Origin of the sequence: Gellertiella hungarica, assembly GCF_014197145.1 — a bacterium.
GTDB lineage: Bacteria > Pseudomonadota > Alphaproteobacteria > Rhizobiales > Rhizobiaceae > Gellertiella > Gellertiella hungarica.
This window is the reverse complement of record NZ_JACIEZ010000003.1, coordinates 342,207-363,756: the sequence shown is the minus strand read 5'-3', so window position 1 is coordinate 363,756 and position 21,550 is coordinate 342,207. Positions and strand designations below refer to the sequence as shown.

Sequence of the window (21,550 nt, the reverse complement as noted above, 5' to 3'; positions counted from 1 at the left end):
TCGGTTTCCGGAGGGTTACGGGAGGGGGCAAACTAACCGCTTGCGGCCGCCATGAAAATGCCTTGCCGCGATAGAGAAATTCGTTCGCACGGGCGCTGGACCTCAAGCCGCACTTGGGTTAGCAGGGTTTGAAGCGAAGCGGGATCGGGGCGCTGTCACAGTTCGTTCCGAAACGCCTGCTATGGGCTTGCGCAAACTAGATTTTTAGAGCCTTTCGGGGTTTGGCGACGATCGGTCTTTTTTGAAGTTCGGGAGGCGGTGCGATGACGGAAACGCTGGAACAAGTCCGCCCCCGGAAACCTTCCGACGAGCCTATGGTCGACATCTACACCGAAGACGGCTCGATCCGCCCGGACTTTCTGGCGCTTGTCGGTGCTGCAATTGCCGACCGGGACATCCTGTTCCTGCGTCATGACGTGGCGCGCCTGCACGAATCGGAACTCGGCGACCTGATCGCGGCACTGCTGCCCGAACAGCGTATCGCGCTCATCAGTCTGCTCGGCGACGACTTCGACATGACGGCGCTGACCGAGGTGGACGAGGCAATCCGCCTCGAGATCTTCGAGCAGATCCCGAACGACAAGATCGCCGAAGCCATCGGCGACCTCGATTCGGACGATGCGGTCTACATTCTCGAGGACCTCGACGAGGAGGACCGCGAGGAGATCCTGGCGCAGCTGCCCTTTACGGAGCGCGTACGTCTTCGCCGGGCACTCGATTATCCGGAAAGCTCCGCCGGGCGACGCATGCAGACGGAATTCGTCGCCGTGCCGCCTTTCTGGACCGTCGGCCAGACGATCGATTACATGCGCAACGGCGAAGACCTGCCGGAGCGCTTCTCGCTGATCTTCGTCATCGATCCCACCTTCAAGCTGCTCGGCGCCGTCGATCTCGACAAGATCCTGCGCACCAAGCGTCAGGTGCGGATCGAAGAGATCATGCGCGATACGAGCTATCCCATCCCGGCCGAAATGGACCAGGAGGAAGCCGCCCAGCTCTTCGAACAGTACGACCTTCTCTCCGCCGCCGTCGTGGACGAGAACAACCGTCTCGTCGGTGTGCTGACGATCGATGACATGGTCGACGTCATTCACGAAGAGGCGGACGAGGACATCAAGCGCCTCGCCGGTGTCGGTGACGAAGAACTGTCGGACAGTGTGGTTTCCATTGCCCGTTCGCGCCTGCCTTGGCTTTTCGTCAACCTGCTGACGGCGGCGCTGGGTGCGAGCATCATCGGCCTCTTTGACCATTCGATCGAGAAGATGGTGGCGCTGGCGGTGCTGATGCCCATCGTTTCGGCAATCGGGGGCAATGCGGGCACCCAGACCATGACCGTTTCCGTGCGCGCGCTCGCCACCCGCGAACTCGACATCTACAACGCGTCGCGCATCATTCGCCGCGAGGCGGGGGTCGGGCTTGCCAACGGTCTCGTGCTGGCAACCGTCATGGGTCTCGTTGCAGGACTTTGGTTCGGGGATTACCAGCTCGGTTGCGTCTTTGCCGTCGCCAACATCATCAATTTCCTCGTGGCCGCGCTCGGCGGAATCCTCATTCCGCTGCTTCTCGACCGCAGCGGGGCGGACCCCGCGGTGTCTTCGGCTGTCTTCGTGACCGCGCTCACTGACGTGTGCGGCTTCTTCTCCTTCCTGGGGATAGCCACCTGGTGGTTTGTGCTGCACTAGAGCCGGTCGGCAAAAATTGACTTTTACGTAAATCGATCTAGTATGGCCGCAAGACAGGATGGGCGACGCTTCCGGGCGCGTCCGACGCCGCGAGAGCGCGCCACCCGCGCCCTTTCGGCGGGACAGGACAAGTGGCAGTGGTGAAGAAATATTACTCGATTACCGAGCTCACGCGGGAATTTGGCGTGTCGACGCGCACGCTCCGCTTCTATGAGGACGAGGGCCTGATCCAGCCGGAACGGCGGGGGCGCACGCGCCTGTTCCGCCCGGCAGACCGCGCGTTGATCCAGGAAATTCTGCGTGGCCGGCGCATCGGCTTCACCATCGCCGAGATTCGCGAGATCATTCAGGTATACAAGGAGCCACCCGGCGAAATCGGACAGCTCAAGCTGCTGATGAAGCGCGTGGACGAGAAGCGCGACGAATTGCGCCAGAAACGCAAGGACATCGAGGACACGCTGGCCGAGCTCGACAATGTCGAGGAGGCCTGCCTGACCCGCCTCGCCGAAATCGGCGTCGGCACCTGATCCAGTGAAACAAGGGAGGCGGCGGTCAGGGCTGCTGCGCCTCCATGGAGCATTGCAGCGCGAGCGACTGGATGCGCTCGTCGTCCACCTTGATCTTTCCCGTCTGCAGCGGGGTCAGCATGTCTCCCGCCTGCAGTTTCGTCAGCGTGCAACTGCAGAATTTCTGGCAGAGCGCTGCGCCTCCCGAAGCCTCGCAGCTCTGCATGCATTCGCGGGTGTAGGACGCTGCACGATCGGGCGGCGCGACGAGCGACAGCAGGTAGACAAGTCCGAAAAGCGGGATCTGGTGAAGCAGATAGACAATCAGGCTGTGCCGGCCCGCCAGGGCGAAGGGCTTCAGCGCCGGGGAGGGGTCGGGCAGGCGAGAAAGCCATGCTCGAACCGGATCCAGCCGCCCGACGGCAATGCCCGCAAGAACCGCCGCAAGCCATGGGAAAACGGGAACATAGTCGAAGGACAGGCGCGGCTGCGGCGACAGCCCCGTCCACCACAACAGCGGATGATCGAATACCGGCGACCGGTAGACGAGCGGCACCGCGAAGATGGCGACCGCAACGGCCAGCGTCGCCAGCGAGGGCAGCCGAAGAAAGAGAAGTCCCACAAGGCTCGCGAGTGCGATCTGATGCAGGATGCCGAAATGGATGAAGCCCTGCGGCATCACGAACCAGGTGGCAATGGTAATCACCACGGCGGCGCCCGCGACCTTTGCAAAGCGAATCCAGAAGCGATCCCAGCGGATACCGTCACGGTGCGCGAGCGCCAATCCGAAGCCCGCCAGAAACAGGAACGTCGTCGCGATCATCCGGGCGTAGATCTTCGGCAGCCCGTTGCCCGCCGTGCCCGGATCAAGATAGCCGAAATACTCGAAATCCCAGATCGAATGATAGCTGGCCATGGCGAGCAGGGCGAAGCCGCGAAAGGCATCGAGCCAGCCGACTCGCGGCTTCGGACGGGAACGGGAAAGGGGGCTGTCGGACAGGGTCATCGATGGGCCTGCTTGATTTCTACTGGCTGTCACATAGCGCAGGCGTCACGGTAAGGACAGGGCACTGCGCCTCGCCGACCGCATTGCTGCCATGCAAGGCGCCTCAGTCGCCGGTCGACTCATCCACGTCTTCGTCGCGCATGTCCTCCATCAGCAATTGCCGGGCTGGCGAGAAGAACTGCCGCCTGACCAGGATGACGAGCACGAAGGCGGTCGTCACCAGGAAGAGGTAGGCATTCACGAACCAGCCGAGATAGCCGATGGAGAGAAAGATTGCCCGCAGGCCCGCATTGAAGTGGCCTGCGGCAATGGCATTCATGCGAATGACCCGCTCTGCGGCGGCACGCGCTGCTGCCGGGTCGCGCCTGGCTTCCTCCAGCATCGGAAGTCCGCCAAAGAGGATCGTGCAATAGTTGAACAGCCGGTACGACCAGCCGAACTTGAAGAAGGCATAACCGAAAAGCCCCGTCAGCCCGCCGACCTTCAATTCGAACGCGGTACGCCCGCCTTGAAAGGCAATCGGCAGATCGCGGAAGATGGCATCGACCTTCTCGGTGGCCCCGAGAAGCGCGAAACAGCCACCCAAGGCGAATATCGAGGTCGAGGCGAAGAAGGCGGTGCCGTTCTGCAGCCCGGCCAGAATCTGCGTATCGATCATCTTCAGATCGCGCCGGAGCGAGTTGAGGATCCAGCGCCGCCGATGTTCCGTCATCACCCGCGTGAGGCTTTCCCGCTCGAACAGGCGGATGGTGCCGTTGGTGATGTGGGAATAGAGCGTCCACGAAAGGATGAAGAGGGCCAGTGCCGCATAATCGATCGCCTGCATCGGCTACGTCTCCCGTACTACCCGCCATTCCCGCGATTCACCTTGTTCTGCATACCACGCATGCATATCGGTGCGCATCCGCTCTTGCACCGGCTGAATGTCGCCGCAATCCAACCGCATGTCGGTGCGTCGCGATGTATGGCGGGCGCCACGGCCTATACCAGCCTTGCATCCATCAATTTTACCCGGCAAATTGCCGGGGATTCGGGGGTAGTGGGATGTTTCTTTCGGTTTTCGACGTATTCAAGATCGGTATCGGACCGTCGAGCTCCCATACGATGGGGCCGATGACGGCGGCGAACCGGTTTCTTGATCTCGTTCTTTCGAGCGACTGGCCGCGTCCGACCGGTGCGGAAGTCAGTGCGCTGAAGGTCAGTCTGCACGGCTCTCTCGCCTTCACGGGCGTGGGGCATGGAACGGGCAGGGCAGTCATTCTCGGCCTAACGGGCGAGCGCCCCGATCTGGTCGATCCCGACCGCATGGACGCAATCATCGCAGAGGTGGAGAAGAGCGGGAAGGTGCAGCCGCCCGGCCATCCGGCCTATGCTTTCCAGCCCGCGACCGATCTTGTCTACGACAAGAAGAAGCCGCTCCCCGGCCATGCCAACGGCATGAGCCTGTCTGCCCTGGACCGGGATGGCCGGGTCCTGCTCACCCAGGTCTATTATTCCATCGGCGGCGGTTTCGTGGTGACGGATCTCGAACTCGAGGCCATGCGCAAGGCGGATCAGGCTGCGAAGCCGCAGGCGGGCGTACCCTTTCCTTTCGCAACGGCGGAAGAGATGCTGGCCATGGCGGAGCGTTCGGGCAGGACGATTGCCCAGATGAAGCGCGCCAACGAGGAAGCGACGATGAGCCGTGAGGCGCTCGACGAAGGCCTCGACCGCATCTGGAACGCCATGAACAGCTGCATCGACCGCGGCCTCAAGGGTGAGGGCATCATGCCCGGCGGGCTGAACGTCCGCCGGCGCGCGCGCGCGATCCACGACAAGCTGCATGAGGAATGGCGCAGCAACCGGGTCAACCCGCTGCTGGCCAACGACTGGCTCAGCGTCTACGCCATGGCCGTCAACGAGGAGAATGCAGCCGGTGGCCGGGTCGTTACCGCACCCACCAACGGGGCGGCGGGCGTGGTGCCGGCAACCATCCGCTATTACCTCCACTTCCACGAGGATGCGGACGAGCGCGGCATCCGCGATTACCTGCTCACGGCCGCTGCCATCGGCGGGATCATCAAGCACAATGCCTCCATTTCCGGCGCCGAGGTCGGTTGCCAGGGAGAGGTCGGCTCTGCGGCGGCCATGGCGGCCGCGGGGCTTGCGGCCGTGATGGGTGGCACGCCCGCGCAGATCGAAAACGCCGCCGAAATCGCCCTCGAGCATCATCTGGGCATGACCTGCGATCCGGTCGGCGGGCTGGTCCAGGTCCCCTGCATCGAGCGCAATGCTCTGGGTGCGGTGAAGGCCGTCACCGCTGCCTCGCTGGCGCTCAAGGGCGACGGCACCCATTTCGTGCCGCTTGACGCCTGTATTGAAACCATGCGCCAGACCGGTTACGACATGAGCGAGAAATACAAGGAAACCTCCACCGGCGGCCTCGCCGTCAATCTGGTGGAGTGCTGAGGGCGGGGATTCCTGCCCGGAAGCGGAAAGCAATACCCATGGCCCTCCATCTCCTGAAACTCTGCGTCGGCGCGGATTCGATCGAAGACCTGCGCGAATGGGTCAGCCGGCGTTCGCTCATTGCCATGGCCGCGGGGCTGGAGCCGCACAGCATCCACACAACCCGCATGGTGCCGAAGCGCATCGAGGAACTGCTGGACGGCGGTTCGCTCTACTGGGTCATTCGTGGACAGGTTCAGGCCCGCCAGACGCTGATCGACATCCGGACCTTCACGGGAGAAGACGGCATCACCCGCTGCGATCTGGTCCTTGGCCCCGAGGTCATCGAAACGTCCCTCCAGCCCCGCCGACCCTTCCAGGGCTGGCGCTACCTCAAGCCCGAGGACGCCCCCCGCGACCTGTCCACGCTGGGTGCCGGCGTGACGGAGATGCCCGACGATCTCAAGCGCGAACTCATGGAGCTCGGGCTGCTCTAAGGGCCGCTGCGGTTAGCAACACACACAAACCGCTGCCTTTGCCGCAACTACCTCTGTCCCGGCAGGACCGAGGGGATTGCTGTTATACCGTGCCCAGTCCACGCCACCTCTCGGGCAACAAAAAATGCGGCCCTTCGGCCGCCCTGTTTCGTCAATGTCCAGACATCATCTGATGCGCAGATAGACCGGAAAGCGTCCTTCGGAGGGCGCCACGTAGAGATGGATCGAAGCAGGCGGCTGGTTGAGGCGCCAGGCGCGGGCGCCATGGGAGAGCAGCATAGCGACGAGGTCGCGGGTCTTGTTCTTGGACCGCACGCGGGTGAGACCGATATCGGCCAGACGCATGGCGGCTTCGTGGAGCGGGTGAAGGGTCGGGCTGAGGCTGCTCATGGGCTTGACCGGATAATCAAGAGGGCCCGGCCGGTTTTCGTTGGTGGCCATTACTGAAATCCTCGTTACGCAATACAAAGTCGAGGGGGGATAAGCCGGAGGCGACCTGCCTGCCAAGGACGCGGCCCCGCTGGCGGGACCGCGCAAGTCCGGAACCTTACTGGGCGCTGGCCCAGCAGTTGACGCCGCGGCGCTTCAGCACCTTGCAGGCGTTGACGGCAGCTGCCTGGTCGTCGAAGCCGGCGAAGCGAGCGCGATAGAGCTTGCTGCTGCCGCTGGCAACGGCGACCGTAATGGGGGTGGCGGAACGCAATACCTTTCCGCCCTTGGCCTTGGCTGCATCGAGCAGGCCCATGGCAAGCTTGGGATTGGGAGAGACGCCGACCTGCACGACCCAGCCCTTCGGCGTGGATGCGGTGGTGAGCGTGTCGATGCCCTGGTCGCTGCCGACGTCAGCCGCAGGGATCGGTGCAGCAAGCGGCTGAATGCCGGACTGGTCGTCGCTGGCCGGCTTGGCGCGAACGCCGGCAGTACCGTCGGGCGAAAGCGTGGCATTGGCGAGATCGGGCTGTGCCTCGTAGCGGCTGTCCGGAAGCGGACCTGTCTGCGGAAGCTGGACGCCCTGGCCGGCAGGGGCAAGAGCTGCCGCCGCGGCATTCGTCGAGCTGTCTTCTGCCGGGGCGTAGGCGGCCTGGGCGCTCACGTCGGGCTCGATATCGGCCGGAGCAGCCTTCGCCACCACCTCTTCGCCGCCGCGACCGCGGGATGCCTTCGGCAGATAGGCTTTCACGAGTTTCGTCATCTGCGCGTTGCGCCAGCCGCCGGAGGGGGCGCCGAGCACGACACCGACGATGGAACGGCCATCGACCTGGGCGGACGTGACGAGGTTGAAGCCGGCAGCCTGGGTATAGCCGGTCTTGATGCCATCGACACTCTTCACGACGCCAAGCAGGCGGTTGTGGTTGCCGATCACCTGCTTGCCGAACTTGAAGCTGCGGGTCGAGAAATAGTGGTAGTACTGGGGGAAATGCTTGCGCAGCGCAATGCCGAGCCGCGCCTGGTCGCGAGCCGTGGTCATCTGCGCGGTGTTCGGCAGGCCGTTGGCGTTGCGATAGGTGGTGCGAGTCATGCCCAACGCGCGGGCCTTGGCGGTCATCATCTGAGCAAAGCGGGCTTCCGAGCCGCCGAGAAATTCGCCGATTGCCGTGGACGCGTCATTGGCAGAGCGGGTCACGAGGCCGAGGATACCCTGCTCGATCGTGATCGTGTTGCCCGGACGCAGGCCAAGCTTGGATGGCGGTTCGGCTGCGGCGTTCTTGGACACCGGCACGCGGGTATCCAGACGGATGCGGCCATTCTCAAGGGCCTCGAAGACGAGGTAGAGCGTCATCATCTTCGTCAGCGATGCCGGATAGCGCAGGCTGTCGGGGTTCTCGCTGTACAGGACATTCCCGGTCTTTGCATCGACCACGATCCCGGCATATTTGGACCCCTTTGCATAGGCGGGGTTGCCGGAGCCGGTCAGGAAGAGGGCCGCTGCGAAAAGCAGGCATGTGACCGTACGGAAGACGAACATGCCGGCACGTCCGGCAGCTACGGTGGATGCTGTTTTTGACACTACTCTACTCTTTGCTTTGCATGTGTATCGCTGAAGCCGGAGTTCTCTCCGGTCCGCCGGTAAGACTGGACGCTATCGGATTAGCGTTACCAATCGGTTTATGTTTAATGATTGGTTTTGATCGCCCAGGGGATTTTATCGTTTTTCCCCCTTGGGTTTGCCCATATGCGCAGCCACGAAAGCGGCCACGGCGCGGTCCAGCGCTTCCCATTCGGGGAGCAGATCGCTGGAAAAACGGTAGAGCACGGAAAGGTCCTTCCCGGCGCCGATATCGCGCTGGCAATCGCCGCTCGTTGCCTCCTGCGGCGTTTTCGGCAGGATGCAGCGTACGGCGAAATCCGGCTGTCCGGCGCGCGGCGCCGTGAGCAGGACATCGTCCTGGTAACCGGCTTCCGGGGCGAAATGATGAAGCGTCAGGCCATTGCCCGCGTCTTGCGGATTTCCCCGGAAGTAGTGGCTGTAGATCGGCTCCACACGGCCGGACATGTCCCGCGACATCACCGACTGGGTGATCTGGACGAAGATCAGACGGCGGCTTTTCGAGAGATCGTTGAACCGGTCCGCATGTTCGCGCGTATAGCCTTCCATGTCAGGCCAGGAGAGGTAGAGATCTACCCTTTCGGCCGTCCCATTCCGGCGCTGCGTTTCGAAACGGATCACATTGGAAGGAAGAAGAAGCCGGTCCGGGCCAATGTCGATGGTGCGGACCTCGCGGCTGTCGGTATGTCCGGCGAGATTGATCTTCTTGCCGGCCCAGTGACCGCCGAGAACGAGCGCGCCGGTCATCGCGGCCATTGCCGCCAGATAGGCGAGGGACTTCAGAAGAAAACGGTTGGAAATCAACGGTTCCTCTTCAAGGGAAGCGGGTATGGAGGCAGAATGGCTCATGCAGCGTTTGCTCGCTTCCGGAAGAGTGATGAGCGGACCTGCCCTTATCCCCGGTGGCGTGGGGTGTGGCGGCACGGCTCTTGCAGTGGAATCGTCGGAAACAGGTTCGGCAAATATGGTTAACAAGGCATGAATTTCTTGACGATCGCTCAGGCCTGCGCTGCGGGCTTCCTGGCTTCGCTGATCGTTCTCGACCTGCTGAGATGGTGTATCGGCGAGGCCTGGCCGGAACAGCGTTCCGGCTTGCAGCTCGAGCGGCGGTTGCTGCCATGGGCACTGGCCATCGCGGCCGGTCCGGGGCTGATGTGGGATGCAACCGCGGCCTATCGGCGGCGAGAGGCGGGAACGGCTTATGATCTGGCGGCGATCCTGGTGGTCATGCTGCTGTGGTCGGCGAGCTACGGTCTATGCCTTATTGCCGCGCTCCGTTTTCTGGCAGGCTGAGAAATCGCTGTCAGGCTGAACGTAAGAAAAAGCCGATCCCGGGGACAGGCGGGATCGGCTTAGGATGGCGCCGGTCGGGGACGGGTGCGGGGGACTGACCGGTATGCCATCTTGCGGAGGATAGGCGGCGAGCCGGCTCCGCAAGGTCTGGCAGGCCCGCCAAGGGGAGGGCCAGCCGAAAGGGTTACTGCCCGACGCTACCCACAACGGTCGCGCGGCCGTCCTGGATCTTGTCCCAGCCGGCGGCGCTGGTGACGGACTGGCGCTTGAGATAGCGGTAGGCGGTCTCGGACCAGAGCATGACCTTGTTCTGCATGTTGTCGAGAATGAAGTCGCCGCGGTCGGTGCGGACCGTGAGCACGGCATGACCGTCGCCATTCGGCTGGAGGACCACGGTGATGAGAAGATCGGAGGGCGAGAAGCCGACCTGGATCAGCAGCTTGCGCTTTTCGAGGGCGTAATCCTCGCAATCGCCCACATCCTGCGGATAGGCCCACTTTTCCTCGACGCCGTAGATGTCCTGATCGGTCATCGGCACGACGGTGGAGTTGACCTGATAATTGACCTTGAGGATCTCCTTCCAGGAGGCTTCGGTGAGGTTGACCGGGCCCACATCCGCATAGGTCTGGTCGCACTCGGAGGGATTGTCCCGGCAGAACTCATAGGCGCCGATGGGCGGGTTTGCGCGGCCGATCACGCTCATGGAGGCTGGCACGGCATGCGCCACACCCGAAAGGGCCAGCGTGAGACCAAAGGCGGCGATGCAGCTTTTCAGTATTTTTGTTTTTGTCATCGTTGTTCTCCCCGATATGAGAGCACAATGACACGGATATTTTTATTCCTCGCGAAACACCGCGCTCAAATACAGTGTTTACTTGAGGCAATATTGAATTGTATTTGGATTAAACTTGCAGAAAACTCGAATAAAATACATGCCAGTTTTTACGACAGATTGAATCGAATGTACGGAAAATACGGCTAAAACTGTACCTTTTATGTATTAACCCTCTGAATTCATTGATGTTAAGGCGTGGTGGCCGCGTGCTGCACCGGTGGGATCCTGTTGCGTGGGAGAAAGGAGAGGGGGTGCAGAGCGGGATTCTCGGGTGGCGCCCGGGGGTTCGGACAGAACATCGAGTGTCTTTTTTGCGACTGCACTGCATTTGGACGGTCAGATTTTTTTTCACGACGGTCCTGGAAAAATGCCCGGAAAACGAAAAAGCCCGCCGATGGCGGGCCTTTGCAGTGGCGGCTTCGTATGATCAGAGGAACTCGCGCAGCGCCTCGCGCGACTGTACGGAGTTGAACTCCATGGCCACGCCTTCCATGAAGTGGCGGACGATGCGCCCCCGCATGCTGCCCAGAAGCACGGGTGTGCCGATCGGCGGACGATATTCGATGTCGAGTGCCGCGCCGGAAAGGGAAAGGTCCATGATGCGGCAGACGTAGCGGCGCCCGTCCTCGAGCACCAGCTCCGCGCGCGTGTCGCGCGGGGTGAGGCGGTCGTGGCGGCGGTCTTCCGGCAGGCCGAGCTCGTGCTTGTTGGCGATCCAGGTGAGCTGCGCCGCGAGTTTCTCGCGCTTGCGTTCCGATGCCACGATGTTCATCGCGAAACCGCCGGGGGTGAGGTGAAGCACCGTTCCTTCGATGCGGCCGAGATGATCGATGTATGCGATGATGCGGTCGCCGGCAGAGGGGCGACCCTTGCAGGTCATGTGCAGATCGCCGGGCGACATCTCCGCCGCCACACAATCGAATTCGTCAAAATTGGGAAGCATCAGCCGGCCGGGCAGGTTGACTGTCACGCGCTGGAACGACCGCGTTTCCGGCGGTCGTGGAGGTGGGGCAGTGTTGTGACTGGCCGAAAACGAATACATGGACGTCTTCTTGCTGGGTTGCTCAGGGGGCCACAATAAAACCGTCGGGTTAATAGAAGGTTTGTGGCGGGCGGTTTCCTGGCGCGAAGACGGTATCGGCGGGATGCCGGGACTTCAGTTCATATCATTGATTCACCGGCAGTTTCCGGCCGAACGGCGAGAGTCTCCTGATTGCCGTGAGCATCCCGTCCCTGAGGCTGATCGTCGAGCCGGAAACACTTTGACCGGAACGGCCCCCGATGGCCCTGATGTGCTCCGCCTGCAGGATCGAGACCGGCTCCAGCGTTTGCCAGGCGCTTGCCTGCACCGGCGCGAAGGACCCGAGAACGCGGCAGCCCTGGCCGCCTTCCTCCAGTACCGGCAGGAGAACCATCTCGAAGTGCAGGGGATCGAGTTCCCGCCTGTAGCCCGAGACGTGCAGCGAAACCGGCCGCAGATGCTCCGCGACCTGATGCACCAGCCCCTGGATCCCGGCCCTCTGTCTTGGTGGCCAAAGGGCGGTGAAGGACCGCTCGCGCAGTTCCTTGCCCATCAGCAGGCAGACCCGCGTGCCTGCGAGACGAAAGACGATTTCCCCGCTGTCATCCCACTGCAGAATGAAAAGGTCTGGCAAGAGGGCGGATATCGGGGCGGGCTTCAGCTCGGCGCGCAGTGGCGCTGGGCGGCCACCCCTGATGTCGTTCCAGTAATCGACGATATCGCGCGAGATTTTCAGCTCCATGCCAGGTGTCCTTGATTGAGGCATCATGCCTTCGGAAACGTCCACAACCGGCCCCGGTGCCAGAACCGTGCCAACTCCGGTGCGTTAAGGTTAACAAAGGGTTGAGATTGCCGCGCCTGCCGATTGCTGGCAGAAGGGATCCAGCATCTCTGAAGACATGTTCTTCGGCACTCGACTGATCGGTGACGGGCTGAGCCCGGGGGACCGAAAAGCCGTCCGGCGCAAGCGGGACGGCTTCTTTTTTTGTCGGCAGACCGAACGTGAAGGCCGACCCCGGGCGGCGGCAGACCCTGACGTAGACGCCATTTCACGCCTTGTTGAAAGACCTTTGGCAGGGGGCGATTTCATCCTGCCGCGCTCTGCACTAGGCTCGCGGCATGACCGATTCGATCCCCCCTGAAGAAAGCCTGCAGCCGCCGCCGGCCGCGCCGCGTTCCGAACCCATCCTCAACATTCCCGGCGCCCTCGTGCTGGTCATTGTTTTGATGGCCGGATTGTTCGTGGCGCAGGCCTATCTTCTTTCCGAGGCCCTGTCGCGCTGGATCGATTTCGAGTTCGGCTTCATTCCGGCGCGGTATGTCTATCCCTTGTTCGAGGGCGACTATTCCTGGGTCTGGAGCCCGCTTTCCTACTCATTCCTGCACGGAAGCGTTGAGCATCTCGTGTTCAACTGCCTCTGGCTGGCCTGTTTCGGAACGCCCGTCGTGTCCCGCATCGGCACGCGACGATCGGTGGTTTTCTGGATTGCCTCGGCAGTGGCCGCGGCGGCGGTCTTTGCCGCCATTCATTGGGGTGAGGTCCAGTTGGTGATCGGCGCTTCCGGCGTCATTTCCGCCTTCATGGGCGCGGCCTGCCGGTTCGCATTTCCGCCCCGCAGCAAGGTTTTCTCCCGCCGTCCGGTCTTTGCCTATCCATTGCTCGGCGTCGGAGAGGTGCTGGCCAGCCGCACCGCAGTCAGCTTTCTGCTAGTCTGGCTTGCTGGCAACGTGCTCGTCGCGGTGGGGTTGCCGATCGTCGGCGATGCATCCGCCGCCGTGGCCTGGGAGGCGCATATCGGCGGCCTTCTCTTCGGCTTCTTCGCCTTTCCGCTGTTCGACCGGCAGCCGGTTCCTCCAGGGGAAGGCGCCGCGGTTAACGATGGGTGAATCGACCTATTGCATTCGATAACGATGACAGGCACCATGGATTGACCGGATCTCAGGGAGACGGTCGATTGGCCGGGGAGATCCGGACGTTGCATCTTCTAAGGGAGGAAGCGCATGTCTGTATCCGTAAAGTCCATGCTCGATCAGAAGGGGCGGAACGTATTCACGACCGGGCCAAACGTCACTGTCGGAGAAGCCGCCCGCCTGCTGCATGACAAGAAGATCGGGGCCGTCGTCATCGTCGGTGTCGAAGGCAAGATCGCCGGCATCTTTTCGGAACGGGACGTGGTGAGCGCTCTTGCCCGCCACGGCGCCGAGGCCCTGTCCATGCCGGTCGCCACGGCCATGACCTCGAACGTCTATCGCTGCGGTGAGGAGCATACGGCAAACCAGCTGATGGAAGTCATGAGCAGCCGCCGCTTCCGCCACGTTCCCGTGGAAAAGGACGGCAGGCTTGTGGGCATGATCTCGATCGGCGACGTGGTGAAATCCCGCATTCGCGAAATCGAACACGAAGCCGAGCAGATCAAGGCCTACATCGCCGGGTAGGCGGGGCGCTTGGTGCTCCTTCTGTCTTGGGACGTCGTCGGGTTTGCCGAAAGGCATCGCCTTCCATCCAGCACAAGGGTCCGGTAGCCGCACCGCCCCCTTCTGCCCTGCCGGACATCTCCCCTCAAGGGGGCGTGGTGGCGTTGAGGGGTGAAAAAAACTCAGACACCGTTCCTGCAGGTGAGACGGCAGTTGTTTGGGGAAACCTGAAACGCCCGGTCTGTTTCTCCCCCTTGAGGGGGAGATCTCCCGGGACAGAGGGGATGCACATCCCTAAATGCGACGCACTTCCAAAGGCTGGAAAACCTATCGCGCGAATGTTTCCTGCAGGCGTTTCAGTTCGGACAGCTTGGAGCGCCCTTCCTCATAGCCGCGCTCGATCGCTTCGCCGGCGCGGTGGAACTCCGAAAGACCGATATCGCTGAGGCGGGGATGCAGGGCGATGTCCGGCGGATCGCCGGCCAGACGGGCGCGGGAGATGCGGTCCTGGATGATGTTGAAGGCCTGAACCATGACCCCGGTCATGCCCAGACGGGCTTCGGCAGTCTTGGGAGCCGATTCCAGCTCGGGCTGCACGCTGGCGCTATGCTTGACCACCGCCGACCGCCCGTAGAGATCGTAGTTGAGATTGACCGCCACGACGAGCGGCTCCTCATGGGCGCGGCAGACGGAAACCGGAACCGGGTTTACCAATGCGCCGTCGATGAGGGTCCGGTTGTTGCAGCGGATCGGTTCGAAAATGCCGGGCAGGGCGTAGGAGGCGCGGATGGCCGTGATGAGCGAGCCGCTGGTAATCCAGACTTCATGACCGGTGTTGACCTCGGAAGCCACCGCGACAAAGGGGCGATCGAGATCCTCGATGGACAGGCCCTGAAGATGCTCCTGCATGCGCCGCGTCAGCCGCATGCCGCCGAAGAGGCCGCCGCCGCCGATGGTGAAATCGAGAAGGCCTGCGATTCTGCGCATGGTGAGAGATCGGGCAAAGGCCTCCAGCTCGTCCAGCTTGCCGGCAAGATAGCAGCCGCCGACGAGCGCGCCGATGGAGGTGCCGGCAATCATGCCGACCTCGATGCCTGCCTCGTCGAGCGCCCTGAGAACACCGATATGGGCCCAGCCGCGGGCAGCACCGCCCCCCAGCGCCAGCGCAATCCGGGTGCGCGGCTTCTTCGGTGCGACAGGCGGGGGAATATCCGCCACCGGCGGATCGGGCGTGGCAGGTTCGAGCGTCGACGTTACCCCGTTGGACCTATTCAAGCTCCAGTTCAGCATCCTCATTCCCCTTGGCTGAACACTCCTCACCCCTATGAAGCGCCCGTTCCGGTTTCAAATTGGTTTAGAGACGCGCCTGGTGCGAGAGATTCATTCCGCCGAAAGGGAAATTGCGTGAAAAGCGCTTGTCTTCACACCCTTTCATGCCGCCCGAGGCCATCCGGCGGAATGCAGTCCATCATCAGCCGCGGCTCCCGCAGACCGCCAATTCCTGGCATGCAAGGCGGAGCGCGCCAATGACAACGCGCATCCTCCGCCAAGGTTCGCTTCGCGTCCGATTATTTCGCTGGAGGCTGGAGGGCGTTCGGCAGGCTCAGGCCTTGCCGTCTCCGTAGACCGCGCCCGGTTCGAAGTGCCTGACATCGTCCGTGATGGAAACCGCAGGGCCGTCAGCACCGAGGGAGACGGTGCGGTAGAAGCAGGAGCGGCGGCCGGTGTGGCAGGTCGCATCATGTCCCGCCACGGTGACCTTCAGCCACAGCGCGTCCTGATCGCAATCGGTGCGGATTTCTGTCACCGTCTGGAGATTGCCGGAGGTTTCGCCCTTCTTCCAGATCTTGCCGCGGGAGCGGCTGAAGTAATGGGCAATGCCGGTTTCAAGCGTGAGCGACAGCGCCTCGTCGTTCATGTGGGCGACCATCAGCAGTTCGCCGTCGCGTGCATCCGTGACGACGGCGGTAATGAGGCCGTTCGCATCGAATTTCGGCGTGAAGGTGCCCTGGCCCTCCAGAGCGGCCTTGTCGCGCGGCGGCGCGGAGAAGGAGATGGTCATTGTCTTGGCCCCGGAGGCGTCGTTGGTCAGCGGTTGCGGACCATCATCATGAAGCGGGCCTGCTCGGCGGCATCCGCCTTGTAGGCTCCGGTGAAGGTGGTGGTCAGCGTGGTGGAACCCTGCTTCTGCACCCCGCGCATGGCCATGCACATGTGCTCGGCCTCGATGAGGACCGCAACGCCACGCGGGCGCAGCGTCTCGTCGATGGATTTTGCGATCTGTGCCGTCATGGTTTCCTGGGTTTGCAGGCGCCGGGCATAGATCTCCACGACGCGGGCCATCTTGGACAGGCCGAGAACGCGACCATCCGGCAGGTAGGCGATATGCGCCTTGCCGATGATCGGCACCATGTGGTGCTCGCAGTGGGAATAGAAGGGGATATCGCGGACGAGGACCATCTCGTCATAGCCTGCAACCTCTTCGAAGGTCCGGCCCAGCACGTCTTCCGCCGCCATGTCGTAACCGCCGAAAAGCTCGCGGTAGGCCTTGGCAACGCGGGCAGGGGTATCCAGCAGGCCTTCTCGGCTGGGATCGTCACCGGCCCACCGCAACAGAACGCGGACGGCCTCTTCGGCTTCCTGTTGCGTCGGGCGGCCGTTTTCAGAAGCGCCCCGCGGGAAGTTCTTGATGATTGCATCCATTCGACTGTTGCCTCCTGATCCGCCGGAGCGAACCGTGCTATCCTAACTGCATGCCCTGCCAAAAACGAAAAAATCCGGGCACCGCCCATCGGGTGGCCCGGCCTTCACTCGATCCGGTGTCAGCCTGGACCACGCTTTCTCACCCTGCTCATGTCGCCTGTTTATGCGAAAGACCATTGTTTTTTCGTGACCGGCACACGACCTAACATATAGTATGGGGCAAGGCACGGAAAAGAGCCGGAAAACGACACGCCCTGTTTTTCTTTGCAAGGGCCTTGCGGGCAGGGGTTTCCGCAAGTCGCACATGAAGAGACTTGTCTATGGACGACATCTACAACAGCCGAATCCTCGAATTTGCCGGGAACATTCCGCTGACCGGCGCCATGACCGACGCGGATGCCAGCGCGGATGCACATTCGAAGCTCTGCGGCTCCAAGGTCAGGGTTTACGTGAAGATGGACGGGCCTGTCGTCTCCGCCTTCTCGCACGAGGTGAAGGCCTGCGCACTCGGCCAGGCGTCATCCTCCATCATGGCACGGCATGTGGTCGGCGCTACCGCCGACGAGGTTCGCCGCGCGCGAACGGACATGCTCGCCATGCTCAAGGAAGGAGGCGAAGGCCCTTCGGGACGCTTCGAGGACATGCGTTTCCTGAAGCCGGTCAAGGATTACAAGGCCCGTCACGCCTCCACCATGCTCACCTTCGATGCGGTGGTGAAGGCCATCGACGAGATCGAGGCGAAGAGGGCCGTTCCGGCCTGACTGGTTTCGGGAGAGCGTTTCATGTGCGATGCGCCGGGTTGCGGCCACAATGCCACGGAAAGACCGCCAGGGCGCCGCGGCCGCAACTGGAGCGGTCCCTTCCGCAGCACACCGGACCGGCTTTTCGGCATGGGGTTCATCCGGCTCTACCAGCTCACTCTCTCCAGCCTGATCGGCAACAGCTGCCGGCACATGCCCACCTGTTCCGAATTCGGCTACGAGGCGATTGCCCGCCACGGTCTCTGGGCGGGCGGATGGATGACCTTCTTCCGCGTCACCCGCTGCGGCCCGGGCGGAACATCCGGCTTCGACCCAGTGCCAGAACGGCTGGAGGAGCGGCAGGTCTGGTGGAAGCCTTGGACCTACTGGCGCAGGGCAGGGAAATACGCAGCATGACCGTCCCCATGGAGCTTCGGCAGGCGCAGGTGGAATTCGACCGGTTTCTGGTCTCGCTGCGCGACCATGCCATGCTTCAAACCACCAACCAGACCTACACCATGCTCGAAGCCGTGCTTCTGGCCTTTCGCCGCCGCTTGCTGCCGGCCGAGGTCATGATTTTTGCAGACGCGCTGCCGCCCATCCTTCGCGCCATCTTCATAAAAGGCTGGGTCCCGGATCAGGTACCGGCTTCCTTTTCAAGTGCGGCAGACCACCATAAGGACGTGCTGGCGCTGCGCCCGGATCACAATCTCTCGACGCCCACCGCAATCCGGGATGTGGGAGAAACGCTGAGGGCACATCTCGGCGAAACGGCCTTTGCCGCGGTGATGGCCGGATTGCGCCCCGAGGCGCGCGCCTTCTGGCAGGGCTGAGGCAAGGCACTTCCTTTACTTGAGCCACAAATCATACTAAACCCGCCCCGTTTCCGGGGGCCTTTGCCCCTCTAAAGCCACCCGCATTCGTTGGCGGGACTGGACCCAAGGAGTTCTTCATGTCCGAAGCCGTTTCTCTCACTTTTCCCGATGGTTCCGTCAGGCAGTTCCCCGCAGGCACGACCGGCCGCGAAGTGGCCGAGTCGATCTCGAAGTCGCTGGCCAAGAAGGCGCTCGCCTTTGCCGTGAACGGAACCGTCCGCGATCTTTCCGACCCCGTTTCCGAGGGAACGGTCGAGATTGTCACCCGCACCGATCCGCGCGCGCTGGAGCTCATCCGGCATGACTGCGCCCACGTGATGGCCGAAGCCGTGCAGGAGCTTTGGCCCGGCACGCAGGTGACCATCGGTCCTGTTATCGACAACGGCTTCTATTACGACTTCGCCAAGGACGAGCCCTTCACGCCCGAAGATCTGCCGAAGATCGAGAAGCGCATGAAGGAGATCATCCAGCGCAACAAGCCCTTCACCAAGGAAATCTGGTCGCGCGACAAGGCGAAGGAAGTTTTTGCCTCCAAGGGCGAGAAGTACAAGGTGGAACTGGTCGATGCCATTCCCGAGGGGCAGGACCTCAAGATCTACTATCAGGGCGACTGGTTCGATCTCTGCCGCGGTCCGCACATGGCCTCCACCGGCCAGATCGGCACGGCCTTCAAGCTGATGAAGGTGGCCGGTGCCTACTGGCGTGGCGACAGCAACAACCCGATGCTGACCCGCATCTACGGCACGGCCTGGGCCGAGCAGGAAGACCTGGACAACTATCTCCACGTGCTCGCGGAAGCCGAGAAGCGCGACCACCGCCGCCTGGGCCGCGAGATGGATCTCTTCCATTTCCAGGAAGAAGGTCCGGGCGTGGTGTTCTGGCACGGCAAGGGCTGGCGGATGTTCCAGTCGCTGGTTTCCTACATGCGCCGTCGTCTCGAAGGCGATTATCAGGAAGTCAACGCGCCGCAGGTGCTCGACAAGTCGCTCTGGGAAACCTCCGGCCACTGGGGCTGGTACCGCGACAACATGTTCAAGGTGACGGTTGCCGGTGACGAGACCGACGACGAACGCGTCTTCGCGCTGAAGCCGATGAACTGCCCGGGCCACATCCAAATCTTCAAGCATGGGTTGAAGTCTTACCGCGAACTTCCCATCCGGCTTGCAGAATTCGGCGCCGTTCACCGCTACGAGCCCTCGGGTGCGCTGCACGGCCTGATGCGCGTGCGCGGCTTCACGCAGGACGATGCGCATATCTTCTGCACCGACGAGCAGATGGCGGCGGAATGCCTGAAGATCAACGACCTGATCCTGTCGGTCTACGAGGATTTCGGCTTCAAGGAAATCGTCGTCAAGCTCTCGACCCGTCCGGAAAAGCGCGTCGGTTCCGACGATCTCTGGGATCGCGCCGAGCGCGTGATGATGGAGGTTCTGAAGACCATCGAGGAACAATCCGGCGGCCGCATCAAGACCGGCATCCTGCCGGGCGAGGGCGCTTTCTACGGTCCGAAGTTCGAATACACGCTGAAGGACGCCATCGGCCGCGAATGGCAGTGCGGCACCACGCAGGTGGATTTCAACCTGCCGGAGCGCTTCGGTGCCTTCTACATCGACCAGAACTCGGAAAAGACCCAGCCGGTGATGATCCATCGCGCCATCTGCGGCTCGATGGAGCGGTTCCTCGGCATCCTGATCGAGAACTTTGCCGGCCACATGCCGCTCTGGGTTTCGCCGCTGCAGGTGGTGGTCGCCACGATCACTTCGGAGGCTGACGCCTATGGCCAGGAAGTGGCAGATGCCCTGCGTGATGCAGGCCTGAACGTCGAGACCGACTTCCGCAACGAGAAGATCAACTACAAGGTCCGGGAACACTCGGTCACCAAGGTTCCGGTCATCATCGTCTGCGGCAAGAAGGAAGCGGAGGAGCGGTCGGTCAACATCCGCCGAATCGGTTCTCAGGCCCAGGTTTCCATGTCCCTCGAAGAGGCCATTGCGGCCCTGAAGGACGAGGCGACCGCACCGGATCTGAAACGCAAGGCCGCAGCCCGGAAGGGTTGATCAGGATCACGGCAAGTTGCGGAGAATCTGACGCGAAATACACAAGTTTCCGTCAGAAATCCGTAACATTGCTTAGTTATGATCTACAGAAATAGAGTATGGTGATAATTGCATCACCATACTGCATGCTCGCGGCGGACCGGGCTTCGGACTGCTGCACGTTAGGGGGCGGGCCCGGTGCCCGGACGAAAGTGCGCTTCAAGGAACTTTCCTATGCCAACGAACGGGATCCGCGGCTGAAACGCTGGATCATCCGTACGATCGAGGGCCTGTCCGGCCGCGACCGCTTCGTGAACCTCTATGAAATCTGGCGGAACGAGATCGTCGTTCAGGGCGACAGGGTCTTCGGGAAGATGCTCGATCTCATCGACGTCAGGATGCAGGTGAATGGCGAGTGGCCGCCGAAGAACCTCACCGACGCCCCCGTGGTCATCGTTGCCAATCATCCCTACGGCATCGGCGATGGGATCGCCGTTCTTGCGCTGGCGGAACAGCTTGGCCGTCCGTTCCGGGTGCTGATCAACAACGAGCTTCTGAAAGTGCCGGAAATGGCACCCTATTCGCTGCCCGTTTCCTTCGAGGAGACGAAGGAAGCGCTCGCCATCAACATGCAGACCCGCAACGAGGCGGTGCGCCTGCTGAAAGAGGGCGTGACGATCGTCGTGTTTCCCGCGGGCGGCGTCGCGACGGCCAGGAAGGCCTTCGGCAAGGCGGAAGACCTTCCCTGGAAGATCTTCACGGCGAAGCTGGTTCAGGCTGCCAAGGCCAATGTCATTCCGATCTATTTCGAGGGCCAGAACGGCAGGCTCTTCCATCTGGTCAGCAAGTTTTCGCTGACCCTGCGCATCTCGCTTCTCATTCGGGAGTTTCGCCGTCTGTCGGGTTCGATGATCAGCTCCACGGTCGGCAGCATGATCTACTGGGACGAGCTTAGCCGCATGCCGGGCCGGCAGGAAATCCTCACCTATCTCTACGATTCGGTCTTTTCGCTTGCTCCCTCGGGCAAGCGGGCAGCCCCCTTGGCCGGCTGACGGACATCGACGTGCCACCAAGCGGGCCGGCCGCTCCGATAGGAATGGCTGGCGGGTTTGAGCGGCAGATGGTGCGGGGTATCGAAACAGCCCGTCAGAAGTGCCACGACCGGCGCGTCATCGACCGCCCCGAGCGACGAGCCGCAGCGCGGGCAGAAGGCGCGGGACGACTTTTCCGAAGAACGAAACAGGGCAGGGTTGCCGCCTTCACCGATCCAGCGCACCTTGTCACGGTTGAACTCGACCCAGGCGACGGTCAGTGCGCCGGTCGCCCTTTGGCACATGCGGCAGGAGCATGTATGGGGAAATTCCGGATCCCCCTCGGCCTCGAAGCGTATGGAGCCGCACAGGCAGCCGCCACGCCACATCTTCTTCCCCGGCATGCCTCCCTCCCTTTGCCCACGAAGTGCAGAGC

The 21,550-nt window shown here is 62.3% G+C and carries 24 protein-coding genes; 12 read left to right on the top strand and 12 right to left on the bottom strand.

Annotated elements, in window-relative coordinates:
* The first annotated feature begins 263 nt into the window (after nt 1–263).
* Nucleotides 264–1,682 (top strand): magnesium transporter, encoded by a 1,419-nt coding sequence (gene mgtE, locus GGR23_RS10290; protein WP_183366184.1) that lies wholly within the window; start codon nt 264–266, stop codon nt 1,680–1,682.
* A gap of 140 nt (nt 1,683–1,822) precedes the next feature.
* On the top strand, nt 1,823–2,209 hold the full coding sequence (locus GGR23_RS10285; protein ID WP_183366384.1) for a MerR family transcriptional regulator: 387 nt from the start codon (nt 1,823–1,825) through the stop codon (nt 2,207–2,209).
* Between the two features lie 25 nt (nt 2,210–2,234).
* Here GGR23_RS10285 and GGR23_RS10280 read toward each other — a convergent pair whose 3' ends face one another.
* Nucleotides 2,235–3,194 carry an acetyltransferase domain-containing protein gene (locus tag GGR23_RS10280; RefSeq protein ID WP_183366183.1) on the bottom strand — a complete coding sequence of 320 codons (960 nt, stop codon included), beginning with the start codon at nt 3,192–3,194 and terminating at the stop codon, nt 2,235–2,237.
* A gap of 103 nt (nt 3,195–3,297) precedes the next feature.
* The gene (locus tag GGR23_RS10275; protein ID WP_183366182.1) at nt 3,298–4,020 is read right to left on the bottom strand and encodes a DUF599 domain-containing protein; all 723 of its coding nucleotides are present in this window, start codon (nt 4,018–4,020) and stop codon (nt 3,298–3,300) included.
* 218 nt (nt 4,021–4,238) lie between these two features.
* On the opposite strand from GGR23_RS10275, the gene GGR23_RS10270 reads away from it, so the two are divergent.
* Both GGR23_RS10270 and GGR23_RS10265 read left to right on the top strand, forming a co-directional pair.
* Complete coding sequence (locus tag GGR23_RS10270) at nt 4,239–5,642, top strand: L-serine ammonia-lyase (protein WP_183366181.1); 1,404 nt, start codon at nt 4,239–4,241, stop codon at nt 5,640–5,642.
* A 38-nt stretch (nt 5,643–5,680) separates the two neighbouring features.
* A complete protein-coding gene (locus GGR23_RS10265; protein ID WP_183366180.1) occupies nt 5,681–6,118 on the top strand; it encodes a DUF1489 family protein in 438 nt (145 codons plus the stop codon).
* 165 nt (nt 6,119–6,283) lie between these two features.
* Here GGR23_RS10265 and GGR23_RS10260 read toward each other — a convergent pair whose 3' ends face one another.
* The 3 genes from GGR23_RS10260 to GGR23_RS10250 form a co-directional block, all read right to left on the bottom strand.
* A complete protein-coding gene (locus GGR23_RS10260; protein WP_382340199.1) occupies nt 6,284–6,508 on the bottom strand; it encodes a hypothetical protein in 225 nt (74 codons plus the stop codon).
* Nucleotides 6,509–6,665: 157 nt separating this feature from the next.
* Entirely contained in the window at nt 6,666–8,084 is a 1,419-nt protein-coding gene (locus GGR23_RS10255; protein WP_183366383.1) for a D-alanyl-D-alanine carboxypeptidase, read from the bottom strand.
* A gap of 177 nt (nt 8,085–8,261) precedes the next feature.
* The gene (locus GGR23_RS10250; RefSeq protein ID WP_183366178.1) at nt 8,262–9,014 is read right to left on the bottom strand and encodes a hypothetical protein; all 753 of its coding nucleotides are present in this window, start codon (nt 9,012–9,014) and stop codon (nt 8,262–8,264) included.
* 129 nt (nt 9,015–9,143) lie between these two features.
* On the opposite strand from GGR23_RS10250, the gene GGR23_RS10245 reads away from it, so the two are divergent.
* Nucleotides 9,144–9,458: a hypothetical protein gene (locus GGR23_RS10245; protein ID WP_183366177.1), complete on the top strand. Its 315-nt coding sequence runs from the start codon at nt 9,144–9,146 to the stop codon at nt 9,456–9,458.
* A gap of 184 nt (nt 9,459–9,642) precedes the next feature.
* Here GGR23_RS10245 and GGR23_RS10240 read toward each other — a convergent pair whose 3' ends face one another.
* The 3 genes from GGR23_RS10240 to GGR23_RS10230 form a co-directional block, all read right to left on the bottom strand.
* Complete coding sequence (locus GGR23_RS10240; RefSeq protein ID WP_183366176.1) at nt 9,643–10,251, bottom strand: transglutaminase-like cysteine peptidase; 609 nt, start codon at nt 10,249–10,251, stop codon at nt 9,643–9,645.
* A 469-nt stretch (nt 10,252–10,720) separates the two neighbouring features.
* A complete protein-coding gene (locus tag GGR23_RS10235; protein WP_183366175.1) occupies nt 10,721–11,335 on the bottom strand; it encodes a PilZ domain-containing protein in 615 nt (204 codons plus the stop codon).
* Nucleotides 11,336–11,459: 124 nt separating this feature from the next.
* Nucleotides 11,460–12,056: a PAS domain-containing protein gene (locus tag GGR23_RS10230; protein ID WP_183366174.1), complete on the bottom strand. Its 597-nt coding sequence runs from the start codon at nt 12,054–12,056 to the stop codon at nt 11,460–11,462.
* 377 nt (nt 12,057–12,433) lie between these two features.
* Between GGR23_RS10230 and GGR23_RS10225 the strand changes: the two genes are divergently transcribed.
* Nucleotides 12,434–13,201: a rhomboid family intramembrane serine protease gene (locus tag GGR23_RS10225; RefSeq protein ID WP_183366173.1), complete on the top strand. Its 768-nt coding sequence runs from the start codon at nt 12,434–12,436 to the stop codon at nt 13,199–13,201.
* Nucleotides 13,202–13,315: 114 nt separating this feature from the next.
* Nucleotides 13,316–13,750, top strand: coding sequence for a CBS domain-containing protein (locus tag GGR23_RS10220; protein ID WP_183366172.1), 435 nt, complete (start codon nt 13,316–13,318; stop codon nt 13,748–13,750).
* 306 nt (nt 13,751–14,056) lie between these two features.
* Here GGR23_RS10220 and GGR23_RS10215 read toward each other — a convergent pair whose 3' ends face one another.
* From GGR23_RS10215 to folE, 3 genes are all read right to left on the bottom strand, one after another.
* Entirely contained in the window at nt 14,057–15,019 is a 963-nt protein-coding gene (locus GGR23_RS10215; RefSeq protein ID WP_183366171.1) for a patatin-like phospholipase family protein, read from the bottom strand.
* Nucleotides 15,020–15,332: 313 nt separating this feature from the next.
* Nucleotides 15,333–15,791, bottom strand: a complete 459-nt coding sequence (gene hisI / locus GGR23_RS10210) for a phosphoribosyl-AMP cyclohydrolase (protein WP_183366170.1) — start codon at nt 15,789–15,791, stop codon at nt 15,333–15,335.
* A 26-nt stretch (nt 15,792–15,817) separates the two neighbouring features.
* Nucleotides 15,818–16,432: a GTP cyclohydrolase I FolE gene (folE, locus tag GGR23_RS10205; RefSeq protein ID WP_183366169.1), complete on the bottom strand. Its 615-nt coding sequence runs from the start codon at nt 16,430–16,432 to the stop codon at nt 15,818–15,820.
* A 320-nt stretch (nt 16,433–16,752) separates the two neighbouring features.
* On the opposite strand from folE, the gene GGR23_RS10200 reads away from it, so the two are divergent.
* From GGR23_RS10200 to GGR23_RS10180, 5 genes are all read left to right on the top strand, one after another.
* The gene (locus GGR23_RS10200; protein WP_183366168.1) at nt 16,753–17,193 is read left to right on the top strand and encodes an iron-sulfur cluster assembly scaffold protein; all 441 of its coding nucleotides are present in this window, start codon (nt 16,753–16,755) and stop codon (nt 17,191–17,193) included.
* A 21-nt stretch (nt 17,194–17,214) separates the two neighbouring features.
* Nucleotides 17,215–17,589, top strand: a complete 375-nt coding sequence (yidD, locus tag GGR23_RS10195; RefSeq protein WP_183366167.1) for a membrane protein insertion efficiency factor YidD — start codon at nt 17,215–17,217, stop codon at nt 17,587–17,589.
* Nucleotides 17,586–18,005 carry a DUF2267 domain-containing protein gene (locus GGR23_RS10190; protein WP_183366166.1) on the top strand — a complete coding sequence of 140 codons (420 nt, stop codon included), beginning with the start codon at nt 17,586–17,588 and terminating at the stop codon, nt 18,003–18,005. The genes yidD and GGR23_RS10190 overlap by 4 nt, the downstream gene beginning before the upstream one ends.
* A gap of 119 nt (nt 18,006–18,124) precedes the next feature.
* The gene (gene thrS, locus GGR23_RS10185) at nt 18,125–20,104 is read left to right on the top strand and encodes a threonine--tRNA ligase (RefSeq protein WP_183366165.1); all 1,980 of its coding nucleotides are present in this window, start codon (nt 18,125–18,127) and stop codon (nt 20,102–20,104) included.
* 191 nt (nt 20,105–20,295) lie between these two features.
* The gene (locus GGR23_RS10180; RefSeq protein ID WP_183366164.1) at nt 20,296–21,135 is read left to right on the top strand and encodes a 1-acyl-sn-glycerol-3-phosphate acyltransferase; all 840 of its coding nucleotides are present in this window, start codon (nt 20,296–20,298) and stop codon (nt 21,133–21,135) included.
* Here GGR23_RS10180 and GGR23_RS10175 read toward each other — a convergent pair.
* Nucleotides 21,075–21,518 carry a GFA family protein gene (locus tag GGR23_RS10175; protein WP_183366163.1) on the bottom strand — a complete coding sequence of 148 codons (444 nt, stop codon included), beginning with the start codon at nt 21,516–21,518 and terminating at the stop codon, nt 21,075–21,077. The two genes, GGR23_RS10180 and GGR23_RS10175, sit on opposite strands and share 61 nt — an antisense overlap.
* Nucleotides 21,519–21,550: the final 32 nt, after the last annotated feature.